The organism is Aminobacter sp. UC22_36 (assembly GCF_044056035.1).
GTDB lineage: Bacteria > Pseudomonadota > Alphaproteobacteria > Rhizobiales > Rhizobiaceae > Aminobacter.
The window spans coordinates 481,727-496,884 of the sequence record NZ_CP171996.1 but is presented as its reverse complement, the minus strand read 5'-3'; the positions used below and the strand labels follow the sequence as shown (position 1 = coordinate 496,884).

The 15,158-nt window shown below is 64.5% G+C and carries 15 protein-coding genes and 1 pseudogene; 4 read left to right on the top strand and 12 right to left on the bottom strand.

Annotated elements, in window-relative coordinates:
• Window positions 1–183: 183 nt before the first annotated feature.
• On the bottom strand, window positions 184–732 hold the full coding sequence (rplS, locus tag ACHMW7_RS05390; RefSeq protein ID WP_115730189.1) for a 50S ribosomal protein L19: 549 nt from the start codon (window positions 730–732) through the stop codon (window positions 184–186).
• Between the two features lie 356 nt (window positions 733–1,088).
• Between rplS and ACHMW7_RS05385 the strand changes: the two genes are divergently transcribed.
• Window positions 1,089–1,844, top strand: coding sequence for a sulfite exporter TauE/SafE family protein (locus tag ACHMW7_RS05385; RefSeq protein ID WP_395449312.1), 756 nt, complete (start codon window positions 1,089–1,091; stop codon window positions 1,842–1,844).
• A 149-nt stretch (window positions 1,845–1,993) separates the two neighbouring features.
• On the opposite strand, the gene trmD is transcribed toward ACHMW7_RS05385, so the two are convergent.
• Window positions 1,994–2,692 (bottom strand): tRNA (guanosine(37)-N1)-methyltransferase TrmD, encoded by a 699-nt coding sequence (gene trmD / locus ACHMW7_RS05380; protein WP_395451269.1) that lies wholly within the window; start codon window positions 2,690–2,692, stop codon window positions 1,994–1,996.
• A complete protein-coding gene (gene rimM, locus ACHMW7_RS05375) occupies window positions 2,689–3,285 on the bottom strand; it encodes a ribosome maturation factor RimM (protein WP_395449311.1) in 597 nt (198 codons plus the stop codon). The genes trmD and rimM overlap by 4 nt, the downstream gene beginning before the upstream one ends.
• Before the next feature lie 69 nt (window positions 3,286–3,354).
• Here rimM and ACHMW7_RS05370 point away from each other — a divergent pair, with 69 nt between their 5' ends.
• Window positions 3,355–4,293, top strand: coding sequence for a tyrosine recombinase XerC (locus ACHMW7_RS05370; protein WP_395449310.1), 939 nt, complete (start codon window positions 3,355–3,357; stop codon window positions 4,291–4,293).
• Window positions 4,294–4,362: 69 nt separating this feature from the next.
• Window positions 4,363–5,433, top strand: coding sequence for a TraB/GumN family protein (locus ACHMW7_RS05365; protein WP_395449309.1), 1,071 nt, complete (start codon window positions 4,363–4,365; stop codon window positions 5,431–5,433).
• 32 nt (window positions 5,434–5,465) lie between these two features.
• Here ACHMW7_RS05365 and ACHMW7_RS05360 read toward each other — a convergent pair whose 3' ends face one another.
• Window positions 5,466–5,939: a DUF2867 domain-containing protein gene (locus tag ACHMW7_RS05360; RefSeq protein WP_395449308.1), complete on the bottom strand. Its 474-nt coding sequence runs from the start codon at window positions 5,937–5,939 to the stop codon at window positions 5,466–5,468.
• A gap of 189 nt (window positions 5,940–6,128) precedes the next feature.
• Between ACHMW7_RS05360 and ACHMW7_RS05355 the strand changes: the two genes are divergently transcribed.
• Window positions 6,129–6,458, top strand: coding sequence for a hypothetical protein (locus ACHMW7_RS05355; protein ID WP_395449307.1), 330 nt, complete (start codon window positions 6,129–6,131; stop codon window positions 6,456–6,458).
• Window positions 6,459–6,541: 83 nt separating this feature from the next.
• On the opposite strand, the pseudogene lpdA reads toward ACHMW7_RS05355, so the two are convergent.
• The 8 genes and pseudogenes from lpdA to ACHMW7_RS05315 form a co-directional block, all read right to left on the bottom strand.
• Window positions 6,542–7,947: pseudogene (gene lpdA, locus ACHMW7_RS05350) on the bottom strand (dihydrolipoyl dehydrogenase).
• Between the two features lie 26 nt (window positions 7,948–7,973).
• Window positions 7,974–8,729 (bottom strand): SDR family oxidoreductase, encoded by a 756-nt coding sequence (locus ACHMW7_RS05345; protein ID WP_395449306.1) that lies wholly within the window; start codon window positions 8,727–8,729, stop codon window positions 7,974–7,976.
• The gene (locus tag ACHMW7_RS05340; protein WP_395449305.1) at window positions 8,726–9,220 is read right to left on the bottom strand and encodes a hypothetical protein; all 495 of its coding nucleotides are present in this window, start codon (window positions 9,218–9,220) and stop codon (window positions 8,726–8,728) included. Before ACHMW7_RS05340 ends, ACHMW7_RS05345 begins: the two co-directional genes overlap by 4 nt.
• Window positions 9,220–9,864: a LysE family translocator gene (locus ACHMW7_RS05335; protein ID WP_395449304.1), complete on the bottom strand. Its 645-nt coding sequence runs from the start codon at window positions 9,862–9,864 to the stop codon at window positions 9,220–9,222. The genes ACHMW7_RS05340 and ACHMW7_RS05335 overlap by 1 nt, the downstream gene beginning before the upstream one ends.
• Entirely contained in the window at window positions 9,861–10,304 is a 444-nt protein-coding gene (locus ACHMW7_RS05330; RefSeq protein ID WP_395449303.1) for a VOC family protein, read from the bottom strand. Before ACHMW7_RS05330 ends, ACHMW7_RS05335 begins: the two co-directional genes overlap by 4 nt.
• A gap of 36 nt (window positions 10,305–10,340) precedes the next feature.
• Window positions 10,341–10,754, bottom strand: coding sequence for an MAPEG family protein (locus tag ACHMW7_RS05325; protein ID WP_395449302.1), 414 nt, complete (start codon window positions 10,752–10,754; stop codon window positions 10,341–10,343).
• 79 nt (window positions 10,755–10,833) lie between these two features.
• The gene (gene odhB, locus ACHMW7_RS05320) at window positions 10,834–12,087 is read right to left on the bottom strand and encodes a 2-oxoglutarate dehydrogenase complex dihydrolipoyllysine-residue succinyltransferase (protein ID WP_395449301.1); all 1,254 of its coding nucleotides are present in this window, start codon (window positions 12,085–12,087) and stop codon (window positions 10,834–10,836) included.
• A 22-nt stretch (window positions 12,088–12,109) separates the two neighbouring features.
• Window positions 12,110–15,100 carry a 2-oxoglutarate dehydrogenase E1 component gene (locus tag ACHMW7_RS05315; RefSeq protein ID WP_395449300.1) on the bottom strand — a complete coding sequence of 997 codons (2,991 nt, stop codon included), beginning with the start codon at window positions 15,098–15,100 and terminating at the stop codon, window positions 12,110–12,112.
• Between the last annotated feature and the right edge of the window lie 58 nt (window positions 15,101–15,158).

The window sequence follows — 15,158 nt, the reverse complement described above, 5'->3', positions numbered from 1 at the left end:
CTTTAGCCGTCCCAAGCCTGCTTGCAAGCATGGACGATGCGCCAGTCGCGCTGAATTGGCTGTATCTGTTCCGCTTTTGCCGCGCTGGCCGGAATGAAACCGCGTCAGCCGGCTTGAAGATCAGCATCCGCCCCAAACGAAAAGGGCGGCCGAAGCCGCCCTTTCGAAAACAGTGTGCCGGAATTACTCGGCTGCAGTCTCGGCAGCGGCTTCAGCTGCCTTGGCGGCCTCGGCTGCTGCCTTCTTCTCGGCGGCTTCCTGGGCGGCCTTCTCGGCGGCCAGCGCCTGAGCTGCGGCAACCTTCTCGGCTTCGATACGGGCCTTCTCGGCGACCAGTGCTGCGCGCTCGGCGTCGTTCAGCTTGCGGGCGCGCACGCCGGTGTTCTCGACGATACGAGCCGACTTACCGCGACGATCGCGCAGGTAGTACAGCTTGGCGCGACGCACCTTGCCGCGACGGACGATCTCGACGCCCTCGATCATCGGCGAGTAGACCGGGAACACGCGTTCCACGCCTTCGCCATAGGATATCTTGCGGACGGTGAAGTTTTCCTGGAAGCCCGAGCCGGCGCGAGCGATGACGACGCCTTCATAGGCCTGGACGCGGGTACGCGTACCTTCGGTGACGCGCACCTGGACACGGACGGTGTCGCCGGGCTGGAATTCAGGCAGCGTGCGCTTGGCTTCGATCTTGGCGGCCTGTTCGGCCTCGAGCTGGCGGATGATATCCATCTCAAAAATCCACTTCTTGTTCTTCCGACAGCCAGAGCGCCCAACGCTCGCCTTGCAGTTCCAATGACCGCTCGGTTATGCCTTCTTCCCTCGCGGGTCTTCTGGCAGGGGCGACTACACCGTCATTGTTGACGGGTCCGGTCGATTATTCGTCCGGTTCGGGCGGGCACATACCGCTATTTCGGCCATTTGTCACGCCTTTGCCGCTTCTTTTTTGCGCGTCTGGCGTGCAGCGGTATCAATATGGCTGCCAGATGTACCTTGGACCACCTAGCCGCCATCGGCAAGCCATGGCTTGCATCGTTGGGCTCAGCTTCCTACAGACCGGGCTCACGTACCAGCAAGGCAGGCAGCCCGTGTCCCTCATCGCCATTGGCATCCTTTTTCTCGCAGGCTTCCTGTCGGGCGTCGTCAACGCCATCGCCGGCGGCGGCACCTTCTTGACCTTCGGCGCCATGACCATGCTCGGCGTACCGCCGATCTCGGCCAATGCCACCTCCTCGATCGCCCAGTTCCCCGGCTACATCACCTCGACCTGGGCCTATCTCGCCGACATCAGATTGATGTGGCGCGGCGCGCTTGCTTTGGCCGTCATCTCGGCCATTGGCGCGCTGATCGGTGCGCTGACGCTTTTGTCGCTCGACAATGTCGCCTTCGGCGCCCTGGTGCCGTGGCTGCTGCTCGCCGCGACCGCTTTGTTCGCCGCCGGCCCCTGGCTGCGCCCCAAGAAGCTGGCCGATCGGCCCGAAGGCGCCCCCACCTCGCTCGCCGGCCGTTTCGTCCAGTTCTTTACCTCGATCTATGGCGGCTTCTTCGGTGCCGGCATGGGCGTGATGATGCTCGCCACCCTCGGCCTCACCGAAGGCGGCGACTACCACCGCCTCAACGCGTTGAAGAACCTGCTGTCGATCGTCATCGCCGCCATCGCCATCGCCGTCTTCGCCTCCGGCGGTGTTGTCGCCTGGACGCAGGCCGCGATCATGGTGCCGGGCGTGGCGCTTGGCGGCTATGCCGGTGTCTGGACCGCGCGGCGCGTGCCGCAAGGCATCGTCCGCGCCCTTGTCGTCGCGGTCGGGCTGTTTCTGGCGGGCTACTATTTCAGCAAGGGGTAAGGCCGCCCCTCACCGGCTCGGCCGCGCCTCGCCACCCACTTCGCGAAGGAGAGGAAACGCGAATCTCCAAGGTGGCGACCTCGCAGGATTGGGTTCCTCTCCAACATGAAACGGGGGGTTAGGGGCGTCCTGACGGCGGACGACAAATCCTACTTCGACTTGACCCGCCCGGCCCAAAGGTCCGGCCGCCGTTCAGCCGTCAGCTTCTCGGCCTCGGCGCGGCGCCATTTGGCGATCTTGCCGTGGTTGCCCGAAGTCAGCACTTCGGGGATAGCGCGACCCTCGAACTCCTGCGGCCTTGTGTAGTGCGGATGCTCGAGCAGCCCGCCTTCAAAACTCTCTTCTTCGCCCGACACCTCGTTGCCCATGACGCCGGGCAAAAGCCTGACGACGGCATCGAGCAGCACCAGTGCCGCCGGCTCGCCGCCCGACAGGATGAAGTCGCCGACGGAAATCTCTTCCAGTTCACGCGCGTCGATGACGCGTTGGTCGACGCCTTCGAAGCGCCCGCACAGGATCACCGCGCCCGCCCCGGCAGCCAGCTCGCGCACGCGCTCTTGCGTCAGCGGCCTGCCGCGCGGGCTCATCAGGATGCGCGGGCGCGTATCCCCCTCTGATGAGGCGTGATCGATTGCCTTGGCCAAAATGTCGGCGCGCATCACCATGCCAGCGCCGCCGCCGGCCGGCGTGTCGTCGACAGTTCGGTGCTTGTCAGTGGCGAAGTCGCGGATCTGCACCGCCTCGAGCGCCCAGTCGCCGCGCTCCATCGCCCGCCCCGCCAGCGACAACCCCAGCGCGCCCGGAAACATCTCGGGATAGAGCGTGAGCACGGTGGCCCGGAACATCAGCGGTTGCCTCCGGCATCCCTGGGGCCGCGCGGGCGCTTGTCGAACTCGCCATCGGAGGGCGCGTCATCATCGTCTTCGTTTTCCACCAGCCCGGCCGCCACCGTGTCGATGGCAACGAAACCGCCTGACACATCGACCACCGGCACCGCTGCCTGGGTGAACGGGATCAGCACGCCCTTGCGGCCCTGGTACTGGATTTCCAGGATGTCGCCGCCGCCGAAATTCTGCACGGCAAACACCTTGCCGACCGGCTCGCCATTTTCGTCACGCACGGCAAGTCCGACGAGATCGGCGTGATAAAACTCGCCCTCGTCGCCATCATCGGGTAGTGCCGACCGGTCGACGAACAGCTCGGTGCCGGTCAGCGCCTCGGCCGTGTTGCGGTCGGCAACGCCCTTGAAGCGCACCACCACCACCTCGTTGGCCGGCCGGATCGCGGCGATTTCGAAGGCGCGTCCGTCCTTGGCGTAAAGCGGGCCATAGTCGGCCAGGGCCAGCGGGTCGCCGGTAAAGGTCTTGACGCGCAATTCGCCCTTGATGCCGTGGGCGGCGCCGATCACGGCCATCTGGATAGGGTTTTGAGGTTTGGCCATCGCCTGCTTCACTGCTTGTCAACTTCACTCGTTCAACACTGCCATATTCCAATCGGACGCCGACTGCCAATGCAGGAATTCCTCATCGCCGCAAAACCCGACCTGCAGTCGGCCCGTCAGGGCTGGCTGAAGTCGCTTGCCGGCGAGCGCCGCCTGTCGGCATCGACCGTCGATGCCTATGAGCGCGACACGCGCCAGTTTCTGCAATTCCTCACCGGCCACAACGGCGGCCCGCCCGGCATCTCCGACATCAGCGACCTGCGACCGGTCGATCTGCGTGGCTTCCTTGCCTCCCGCCGCGCCGATGGCGCCGGTGCCCGCACGCTCGGGCGCGGCCTTGCCGGCGTGCGCTCGCTGCTGCGCTTTCTTGAACGCCAGGGCCTGGTCAATGCCGCCGGCTCGTCGGCGCTGCGGGCGCCGAAGCAGCCGAAATCGCTGCCCAAGCCGCTCACGGCGGTCGACGCCAAGCGAGTCGTCTCAGTTGGCGAGCAACTCGCCGAAGAGCCATGGATCGCCGCGCGCAACGCCGCCGTGCTGACCTTGCTCTACGGCTCGGGTTTGCGCATTTCCGAAGCGCTTAACCTGTCCGGAGCGGAACTGGCGTCGCCAAGTGACACCGTACTGCGCATATCAGGCAAGGGCGGCAAGACCCGCCTGGTGCCCGTCCTGCCCGTCGCGCTCCAGGCCGTCGCCGAGTACCGCAAGCTCTGCCCCTACCTTCTCGGCGCCGACAACGCCCTGTTTCGCGGCGCGCGCGGCGGCCAGCTCGACCCGGCGATCATCCAGCGCGAGATGCGCAAGATGCGCGCAGCACTGAACCTGCCAGACACGGCGACGCCGCACGCGCTGCGCCATTCCTTCGCCACCCACCTGCTCGGGCGCGGCGGCGATTTGCGCACCATCCAGGAACTGCTTGGCCACGCCAGCCTGTCGACGACCCAGATCTACACCGGCGTCGACACCACCCGGCTGCTCGAGATCTACGAGGCGGCGCACCCGCGCGCCTAGCACCTGCGACCCGACAATTGTCACCACAGCATTAACCGTTTTGCCGCTTTTGGCCGCTACACCAAGGCCATGAAACGTCTCGTTGCCTTTGCCGATCGCGCCTCGCTGTTGTCGCTGAAGCTGCTTGCAGCGCTCAACCTGCTGTTCTTCATCCTGTTTTTCGCCGCCGCCCTCTTGCTCGCCGGCAAGGCGCATGCCGAGGCACCTGTCTGCACCGGCTCGGACATGCTGGCCGAGCTGCAGAACAACGACCCGGCACTGCTCGGCAAGATCGAGGCCGAGGCGAAAGAAACGCTCAACGGCCAGGGCCTGTTGTGGAAACTGGAAAAGCCGGGCCAGAAGCCGTCCTGGCTCTACGGCACCATGCATGTCACCGACCCGCGCGTCACCAGCCTTCAACCCGCGGCCCAAAAGGCCTTCGACGCCGCCCACACGCTGGTCATCGAAACCACCGATGTGCTCGATCAGCAGGCGATGGTCGCCAACCTGATGAAGCAGCCAGAACTGATGATGTTCACCGACGCCACCACGCTGCCATCGCTGCTGTCGCCGGAAGACGCCAGGATCGTCAATGCGGCACTTGAGGCGCGTGGCATCCCGCCCGCAAGCGTCACCAAGATGAAGCCGTGGATGCTGTCGGCGATGGTCGCACTTCCGGCCTGCGAGCTTGCCCGCAAGTCTGGCGGTGCGCCGGTGCTCGACATCCTGCTGGCGCAGCAGGCAAAAGCTGCCGGCAAGCAGGTCAAGGGCCTCGAAAGTGCTGCCGACCAGCTCTCGGCGATGGCTTCGCTGCCGCTCGAATTCCACATCAAGGGCCTAGTCGAAACCCTCAAGCTCGGCGATCGCATGGACGATGTCATCGAAACGATGGTCGTGCTCTACCAGCGCGGCGACACCGGCATGTTCTGGCCGCTGTTCCGCAACGCGCTGCCCAACACGGGCGGCGATGAAGCGAGTTACGCCGCCTTCGAAGAGGCGATGGTGACGACGCGCAACAAGACGATGGTCGAGCGCGCCGAACCGCTCATCAGTGCTGGCGACGCCTTCATGGCCGTGGGTGCGCTGCACCTGCCCGGCCCCGACGGGCTGGTCGAGCTGTTCCGCAAGGCCGGCTACACCGTCACATCAGCCGATCGCTGAAATTTGCCACGCGCCCGTCTGGACGCAGGTTTCTAAGGCTTGGCGGCGCGCGCCAGCATGGCCGGCACGATGATCTTGTGGAACGGCATCACGGCGCAAAGATAGGCCCGCCCCAGCAGATTGTGCGGCTTGACCAGCGTCGTGGCGCTCACCTCCTGGCGGCCGTCGCCAAGCTCCTTCAATTCGACAAGCAGGCGGAAGTCGAGATGGCGGTCGTCCAGCCCGAGCACCATCCGCTGCGCCGACTGGCTCAGCACCGGGAACATGCCCTTGCGCTCCAGTTCCGGCGCAAGGTCCTCATCGCGCGTCTTCAGCCCGAACGGCCTGACCAAAAGGTTGCGCAGCGCCATCAGCGCGCCGATCCAGCTCGGCCGATGACGAAACACCCGCTCGGCCGCGGTGCCGACGTCGAGGCGTTGGCCACTGACCACCACCGCGAATCTGTCGGTGAACCGGGCGCCGGGCAGAATTTGCTCGGCACTGGACAGGACAGGCACCACGGGCATGTTTTTAGCCTCGGCTCGCTGCAACTTGGTCGAGCCTATTCCTCTTTCTTGGCCTTGGCGGCGTGGCGAAACGCCGCCGCTGGAATCTTCGTTTCGAAAATTTCACGTCAATGTGAAACCGAAACGCCCTTCGCGCGTTGATTGCGATGTTCACGCAATGATTGCGGAGCGCAGCTGAGGGAGATCTCAATGGTGAACAATCCAGATCCAGGACGCCCAGCCGGCCAGTCGAGCATGGGCAGCACATGGCTGATAGCCATTATCGTCGTGCTGCTTGCAGCGGTGGCCTACTACATCTTCGGTCCCAAGACCGCGGAAGCCCCGGCACCGGCCGAACCGCCGGCGGCGACAGCACCGGCCCCGGCACCTGCTCCGGCCGAGCCTGCCCCGGCACCGTCGGGTACCATGGCGCCTGCACCTGCTGAGCCTGCGCCCGCACCTGCCACTCCGGCTCCGGCCGAACCCGCGCCTTCGGGCGGCGGCACCACGGCACCGGCTCCGGCACCTTCCGGTGGCTAACGGCTGCTGAAAAGCAAACGGCCCGCTCACCGAGCGGGCCGTTTCACTTTGGTTCGCACTGCGGATCGACCCGATCCGCCTGATTACATGTGGATCGGCTTGAAGAAGGCGGCGAGTGCTGCTTCCTTGACCGCTTCCGACATCGTCGGATGCGCATGGCAGGTCCGGCCGAGGTCTTCCGACGAACCGCCGAACTCCATCAGCACCGCCGCCTCGTGGATCATCTCGCCGGCACCAAAGCCGACAATGTGAACGCCCAGCACCTTGTCGCTGTCCTTGTCGGCCAGCACCTTGACGAAGCCGTCGGTGTGCAGCATGGCGCGCGCCCGGCCATTGGCGGTGAACGGGAACTTGCCCGCCTTGTAGGCGATACCAGCCTTCTTCAGTTCTTCTTCGGTCTTGCCGACCGAAGCGACCTCGGGGCTGGTGTAGACCACGCCGGGGATGACGTCGTAGTTCACGTGTCCGGCCTGGCCGGCAATGATCTCGGCGACGGCAACGCCTTCGTCCTCGGCCTTGTGCGCCAGCATAGGACCGACGACGACGTCGCCGATGGCATAGATGCCGGCAACGTTGGTGCGCAGGCGGCCGTCGGTCTTGACCCGGCCGCGTTCGTCCATCTCGACGCCGGCTTCCTTGAGGCCGAGGCCGTCGGTGTAGGGCCTGCGGCCGGTGGCGACCAGCACGACATCCGCCTCGATGGTCTCGGCCGCACCGCCCTTCACCGGCTCGAAGGTCACTGTCGCGCCCTTCTTGGCCTTGGCGACGCCGGTTACCTTGGAGCCGAGCTTGAACTCGAAGCCCTGCTTGGCCAGCATGCGCTGGAACTGCTTGGCGACGTCGCCGTCCATGCCGCCCAGAATGGTGTCGAGATATCGACCACGGTTACCTTGGCGCCGAGGCGCGCCCAGACCGAGCCGAGCTCGAGGCCGATGACGCCGCCGCCGACAACCACCAGATGGCCAGGCACCTTTTCCAGCAACAGGCCGCCGGTCGACGAGATGATCACCTTCTCGTCGAAGGCGACGTCGACGCCCGGAATGCCGGCGACGTCCGAGCCGGTGGCGATGACGATGTTCTTGGTCTCGATTTCCTGCGTCTTGCCGTCGGCACCGGTGACGCCGACCTTGCCGGCGCCGAGCACCTTGCCGGTACCCTGGAAGCTGTCGATCTTGTTCTTCTTGAACAGGAACGACACACCGTTGACGTTGGCGGCGACAGTCGCATCCTTGTGCGCCATCATCTTCTTCAGGTTCATCTTCGGCGTGCCGACCTCGACGCCGAGCGCGTCGAAGGAATGCTGTGCCTCGGCCAGCATCTCAGAGGCATGCAGAAGCGCCTTGGAGGGAATGCAGCCGATGTTCAGGCAGGTGCCGCCGAAGGTCGCGTTCTTCTCGACCACGGCGACCTTCAATCCGAGCTGTGCTGCCTTGATGGCGCACACATAGCCGCCTGGGCCCGAGCCGATTACGACGACGTCATATGCCATTGTTCTTTCCTTCTTGCCTGGGGCGGTCAGCGGCCGCCGCTCACGTTCAAAATCGAGCCCGTCGTATATGATGCCTCATCCGACAAAAGCCAGATGACGGCATGGGCAACTTCTTGTGCCTTGCCTTCGCGCTTCATCGGCACCAGGCCGCGAATGGCCGCGATCCGGTCCGGCTGTCCGCCCGACGCATGGATTTCGGTGTCGATGATGCCGGGGCGCACGGCATTCACCCGCACGCCTTCGGTCGCAACCTCTTTGGCAAGTCCGATGGTGAAGGTATCGATGGCTCCCTTGGAGGCGGCATAATCGACATACTCGCCGGGCGAGCCGAGCGTCGCCGCCGCCGACGAGATGTTGACGATGGCGCCACCTTGGCCGCCATGCAGGCTCGACATGCGCTTGACCGCCTCGCGGGCACACAGGATCGAGCCGACGACATTGATGCGCATCATGCGCTCCAGCCTTAAAGCACTCATCTCGTCGACGCGCGCCTTCATGTCGACAACGCCGGCATTGTTGACGAAGGCGTCGAGCCGGCCATAGGCCCGGTCGACTTCGGCGAACATATCAAGCACGTCGGCTTCGCTGCCGACATCGCCCTTGATGGCGATGGCCTCGCCGCCTGATGCCTTGATCTCGGCCACAAGTGCCGAGGCGGCGGCTTCGTTCGACGCATAGTTGATGGCGAGGCGGTAGCCGGCCTTGGCGGCAAGCCGGCAGATCGCAGCCCCGATGCCGCGGCTGCCGCCGGTTACCAGCAGGACTTTTCCCAGCGCACTCATTCCTGGCACCCCTTCAGCTCGAACACGTCCCACGGCACTTTGGAGAACCCGTCGGGACCATAGGCAGCAGATGTCCTGAGGCCATGGCCGAGGTCGGAGAAGATCAGCTTCTTCGGCGCAGCCGCGGCGATTCGCTCGCGCGGCAGAAGCCCGACATTGCCCTGCTCGTCGACGCTGTAGATCACGCCCTGCCATACCGTGCAGGCCTCGATCTCCTCACCGGTCACGTCGCCCTCGGGGCATTGGTGCATCAGCATGCCATTTGGCCGCGCCACGTCCTGCGACCACATCACCACGCCGTCGAGCACGACGGAATTGTCCAGCACCATCTTGAAGCTGTTGGTCACCGTTGCCGATTCCAGTGTCGGCCGGAAGTCGATTTCGGCGGCACCATCGCGGTCGCCATAGACGGCAAGCTCGATCGGGCACGCCGCTTCGGCCGTCGTCGCCGACAGCACTGCAACAGCCGCGATCAGCGCCTGAAACCGCATCAGCCGGCCTGCACCGTGGCAAGCTTCACGCCAAGGCCGATGAAGATCATGCCGGTCGCCTTGTTGAACCAGCGGCCCCAGGTAACGAAGCGCTCGCGCACCGAGGCCATGGTGAAGAACATCGACACGCCAACGAACCAGGCGATCAGCACCACGGCCATCAGCAGGCCGTAGACGCCCTTCACCGCTGCCGGCGTCTCGTGGCTGACCATCGCCGTAAACAACGGCAGGAAAAACAACACCGCCTTGGGGTTGAGCGCGTTGGTGACGAAGCCCATCAGGAAGCAGCGCAGCGCCGAAATTTCCTTGGGCTGGCCGCCGCCTTCCTGCACCTCGACCGGCGCCATTTCCATTGGCCCGGCGCGCAACGCCTTGATGCCGAGATAGACGAGATAGGCCGCACCGGCCCACTTGATCAGGGAAAACAGCAGCAGCGATTTCGACACGATCAGCCCGATACCCAGGATGGTGTAGCTGACGTGGAACAGCAGCGACACGCCGATGCCGAAGCTGGTGACGATGGCGGCGCGGCGGCCATGCACCACGCTCTGGCGCACCACCATGACGAAGTCGGCGCCCGGCACCACCATCAGCACCGCGAAGACGGCCATCAAGCCGGCAAATTCGAACGCGTATTGCGTCATGACGGGTCACTCCTTGCCGGCGCGCCCAACGGCGCATTGAAAGCCCAGACATGCCCGGACGGATCCTGGATCTTGGCGTAGCGCGCGCCCCAGAACATGTCGTCGGGCTGCATGACGATCTTGGCACCGGCCGCCGTGGCGCGCTCGACGGCCTGGTCGACCTCGCCGGGCAGCTTCAGGTTGATGTTGACGGTCATGCTGGCGCCACCGCGGCTCAACGGCGACAAGACATCCACGCCGAATTCGGGGAACTCGTCATGCAGCATCACCTCGCTGCCGAACATCGCAAGGTTGGCATGCAGCACGCGCACCCCGTCATCAGCCATCTGCTCGAAGGTCTCGACCGCGTCGAAGGCCTTTTCGTAGAAGGCGATCGCCGCCTTGCCGTCCTTGACGCACAGATGCACCTGGATTGCGGGAATGTCGGGTTCGAAAGCCATGCGACCGTCTCGTTTCGGTTTCTTCAGGCGCGGATCTTACGTCATCAGGCGCACGACCATCAGGACCAGCCCGCCGATCGAAACGAACCAGACGATAGTGCGCAAAATGGGAACACCGGCGACATAAAGCACGCCATAGACCAGGCGCGCCAGGATCCAGGTCACGGCACCCGCAGCCCCCAGTTCGCCCGTCTTGCCTGTCACCGCCAATGCCAGCGCGAGCGCGATGAAGGCGGGATAGGTCTCGAGCATGTTGTTGAGCGACCGCTGCAACCGCCCCGCAATCAGGCTTTTCGAAGCCCTGCCCTCGTCGCGCGGGCTGAGCAGATACTTGATGCTGAGATCGCCGGAAAGGTCGAGCGACAGCGCCTGCACCAGTATGTGCACGATCAGCAGCACGACACTCCAGCCGAGAACCCAGATTTCAGTCGACGCTGCTGCCGCTTCCATCGCCCCTCGCATTTTGAGGCTCTAGACCTTGCCGACTGGAGCAGGTGCCCGGTTGTCCGGGCACCTTTCCTCGGTCGGATCAGAGATCGAGAACCAGGCGTTCCGGATCTTCCAGGCTGTCCTTGACGCGGACGAGGAAGGTCACGGCTTCCTTGCCGTCGACGATGCGGTGATCATAGGACAGCGCAAGATACATCATCGGGCGGATCACGATCTGGCCCCCGACCACGACCGGACGGTCCTGGATCTTGTGCATGCCCAGAATGCCCGACTGCGGCGCATTCAGGATCGGCGTCGACATCAGCGACCCGTAGACGCCGCCATTCGAGATGGTGAAGGTGCCGCCCTGCATGTCGGCAACCGACAGCTTGCCATCGCGTGCGGCGAGGCCGAGGCGGCCGATTTCCTTCTCGATCTCGGCGATCGACATCTGGTCGGCATCGCGCACGACCGGAACCACCAGACCCTTTTCGGTGCCGACGGCAACGCCGACATGGGCGAAGTTCTTGTAGATGATGTCGGTGCCGTCGATCTCGGCATTGACGGCCGGGATTTCCTTCAGCGCATGCGTCACCGCCTTGGTGAAGAAGCCCATGAAGCCGAGCTTCACGCCGTGCTTCTTTTCAAAGATGTCCTTGTACTTGGTGCGCAGCGCCATCACCGCGCTCATGTCGACCTCGTTGAAGGTGGTCAGCATGGCAGCCGTCGACTGCGCTTCCTTGAGGCGGCGCGCGATCGTCTGGCGCAGCTTGGTCATGCGCACGCGCTCTTCGCGCGGGGCATCGACTGCGCTCGAAGGAACGCGGGCGACCACCGGAGCAACAACCGGGGCTGCGGCGGGAGCGGAAATGCCCTTGGTGATGGCGTCGAGCACATCGCCCTTCAGCACCTGGCCGCGCTTGCCCGAGCCGGCGACCTGATCGACCGACAGGTTGGTCTCAGCGAGCAGCTTGGCGGCGGCCGGTGCCGGCGGCATCTTGCGTTCTTCGATCGCCGGGGCGCCGGCGACCGAAGCGGTCTGCGCCACGGCTTCCTTGACGGTCGAGGCCGTGGCCTGGGCGACAGCTGCGGGCTTCTGAGCGGCAACGGCGCCGTCACCGGCACCGATGGTGCCGAGCAATGCGCCGACGCCAACGGTCTCGCCTTCCTTGACGGTCAGTTCGACCAGCACGCCGGCAGAAGGGGCCGGCACTTCGATGGTGACCTTGTCGGTCTCGAGTTCAACCAAAGGCTCGTCGGCGACGATCACGTCGCCAGCCTTCTTGAACCACTTGCCGATCGTTGCCTCGGACACGGATTCGCCGAGGGTAGGGACACGGATTTCGGTAGCCATTTTTTGCCTGTCCGTTCTTTGGTTATTCGCCGAGGGCGTCGTCGAGGAATGCCTGGAGCTGCGCCAGGTGCTTGGACATCAGGCCCGTCGCCGGAGAGGCGGCGGCCGGACGGCCGGTGTAGCGCACGCGCTGGTGCTTGGCGTCGATATGGGCGAGCACCCATTCCAGATACGGGTCGATGAACGACCACGCACCCATGTTCTTGGGCTCTTCCTGGCACCACACCATCTCGGCATTGCGGAAGCGTGACAGCTCGGTGATCAGCGCCTTGGCCGGGAACGGATAGAGCTGCTCGACGCGCAACAGGTAGATGTCGTCGATGCCGCGCTTCTCGCGCTCCTCGTAGAGGTCGTAATAGACCTTGCCGGTGCACAGCACGACGCGGCGGATCTTCGAATCCTTGACCAGCTTGATCGGCTCGTTGCCGAGGTACTGGGCGTCGTCCCACAAAAGGCGGTGGAACGAGCTTTCGCCCGAGATCTCCGACAGCGAAGACACCGCCCGCTTGTGGCGCAGCAGCGACTTCGGCGTCATCAGGATCAGCGGCTTGCGGAAGTCGCGCTTCAGCTGCCGGCGCAGGATGTGGAAGTAGTTGGCCGGCGTGGTGACGTTGGCGACCTGCATGTTGTCTTCGGCGCAGAGCTGCAGGAAGCGTTCGAGGCGTGCCGACGAATGCTCCGGTCCCTGGCCTTCATAGCCGTGCGGCAAAAGGCACACGAGGCCCGACATGCGCAGCCACTTGCGTTCACCACTGGAGATGAACTGGTCGAACACCACCTGCGCGCCATTGGCGAAGTCGCCGAACTGCGCTTCCCAAAGCGTCAGCGCCTTGGGCTCGGCCAGCGAGTAGCCATATTCGAAGCCAAGCACGGCCTCTTCCGAGAGCATCGAGTTGATGACCTCGTAACCGGCCTGCGCCGCCGACAGGTTGTTGAGCGGAATGTAGCGCGTCTCGTCCTTCTGGTCGTACAGCACCGAATGGCGCTGCGAGAACGTGCCGCGCTCCGAATCCTGGCCCGAAAGCCGGATCGGGTTGCCGTCGAGCAGGATCGAGCCGAACGCCAGCGCTTCCGCCGTCGACCAGTCGATGCCTTCGCCCGATTCGATCATCTTGCGGCGCGTTTCAAGGAAACGGCTGATCGTCTTGTGCGCCTCGAAATCGGCCGGCACCTCGGTCAGCTTCTTGCCGATTTCCTTCAGCGTCTTGACCGGCATCGCTGTCTTGCCGCGACGCTGTTCGTCCTGGTTGTCGGCCGTGCGCAGGCCCGACCAGGCGCCGTCCAGCCAGTCGGCCTTGTTGGGCTTGTAGGCCTGGCCGATCTCCCACTCGGTTTCGAGATGCGCACGCCAGTCGGCGCGCAGCTTGTCGAGCTCGGCCTGGGCGATCAGGCCCTCGGCGATCAGCTTGTCGGCATAGATCTGCACCGTGGTCTTATGGGTGCGGATGTTGCGGTACATGATCGGCTGGGTGAATGCAGGCTCGTCGCCTTCATTATGGCCGAAGCGGCGGTAGCAGAACATGTCCACGACCACCGGCTTGTGGAACTTCATGCGGAATTCGGTCGCCACCTTGGCGGCGAACACCACAGCTTCCGGATCGTCGCCATTGACGTGGAAGATCGGCGCTTCGATCATCTTGGCAACGTCGGACGGATAGGGCGACGAGCGCGAGAAGCGCGGGTTCGTCGTGAAGCCGATCTGGTTGTTGATGATGAAATGCAGCGTGCCGGCAACACGATGGCCGCGCAGGCCCGACAGGCCGAGGATTTCGGCGATCACGCCCTGGCCGGCAAATGCCGCATCGCCGTGCAGCAGAAGCGGCATCACCTTGGCGCGCTCTTCCTGCGGCACGATCTCGCCACGGGCACGGCCGAACAGCTGGTCCTGCTTGGCGCGCGCCTTGCCCATCACCACCGGATCGACGATCTCGAGATGCGAGGGGTTGGCGGTCAACGACAGGTGGACCTTGTTGCCGTCGAACTCGCGGTCCGAGGACGCGCCGAGATGGTACTTCACGTCGCCCGAACCTTCGACGTCGTCAGGCGCGTAGGAGCCGCCCTTGAACTCGTGGAAGATCGCGCGGTGCGGCTTGGCCATCACCTGGCTGAGCACGTTGAGGCGGCCGCGGTGGGCCATGCCGAACACGACCTCCTGCAGCCCGAGCGCGCCACCGCGCTTGAGGATCTGCTCGAGTGCCGGGATCAGCGCTTCGCCGCCGTCGAGGCCGAAACGCTTGGTGCCCTTGTACTTGACGTCGATGAACTGTTCGAAGCCCTCGGCCTCGATCAGCTTGGACAGGATCGCCTTCTTGCCCTCGGGCGTGAACTCGATCGCCTTGTCGGGACCCTCGATGCGGGCCTGGATCCACGCCTTCTCCTCGGGATCGGAGATGTGCATGAACTCGACGCCGAGCGTCGAGCAATAGGTCCGCTTGAGGATCTCGAGCATGTCGCGGATGTTCGCGTATTCGAGCCCGAGCACATGGTCGATGAAGATCGGCCTGTCATAGTCGGCGGCGGTGAAGCCATAGGCCTCGGGCGACAGCTCGTTATAGTCTTCGAGCGGCTTGGCGATGCCGAGCGGGTCGAGATTGGCATGCAGGTGGCCGCGCATGCGGTAGGCGCGGATCATCATGATGGCGCGCACCGAATCGCGCGTCGCCTGCAGCACGTCGGCCTTGGACGGCTCGGCGCCGGTGACGGCGACCGCCTTGTCCTTGACCTTCTTTTCGATCAGCTTCTCGACCATGCCCCAGTTGCCGTCGAGCGCGGAAACCAGTTCGCCATTGGCCTGCAGCGGCCAGCTCGGCGTCGACCACGAAGCGCCCTTGGCGTTCTTGCGGATGTCGACGGCGTCGTCCTTCAGCGCGCCGAAGAAGTCGCGCCATTCGGGATCGACCGATTCAGGGTCGTCGAGATAGGCGGCGTGCAGCGCCTCGATATAGTCGGCATTGCCGCCATAGAGGAACGAAGTGAGGGAAAATTGGTCGTTGGCCTGATCTGATCGTGCCATTTTGTCCTGCGGAGCCTCTGGCTCCTCTCCTGTTTTGAAGGGAGTAGGGCAGTAAGGC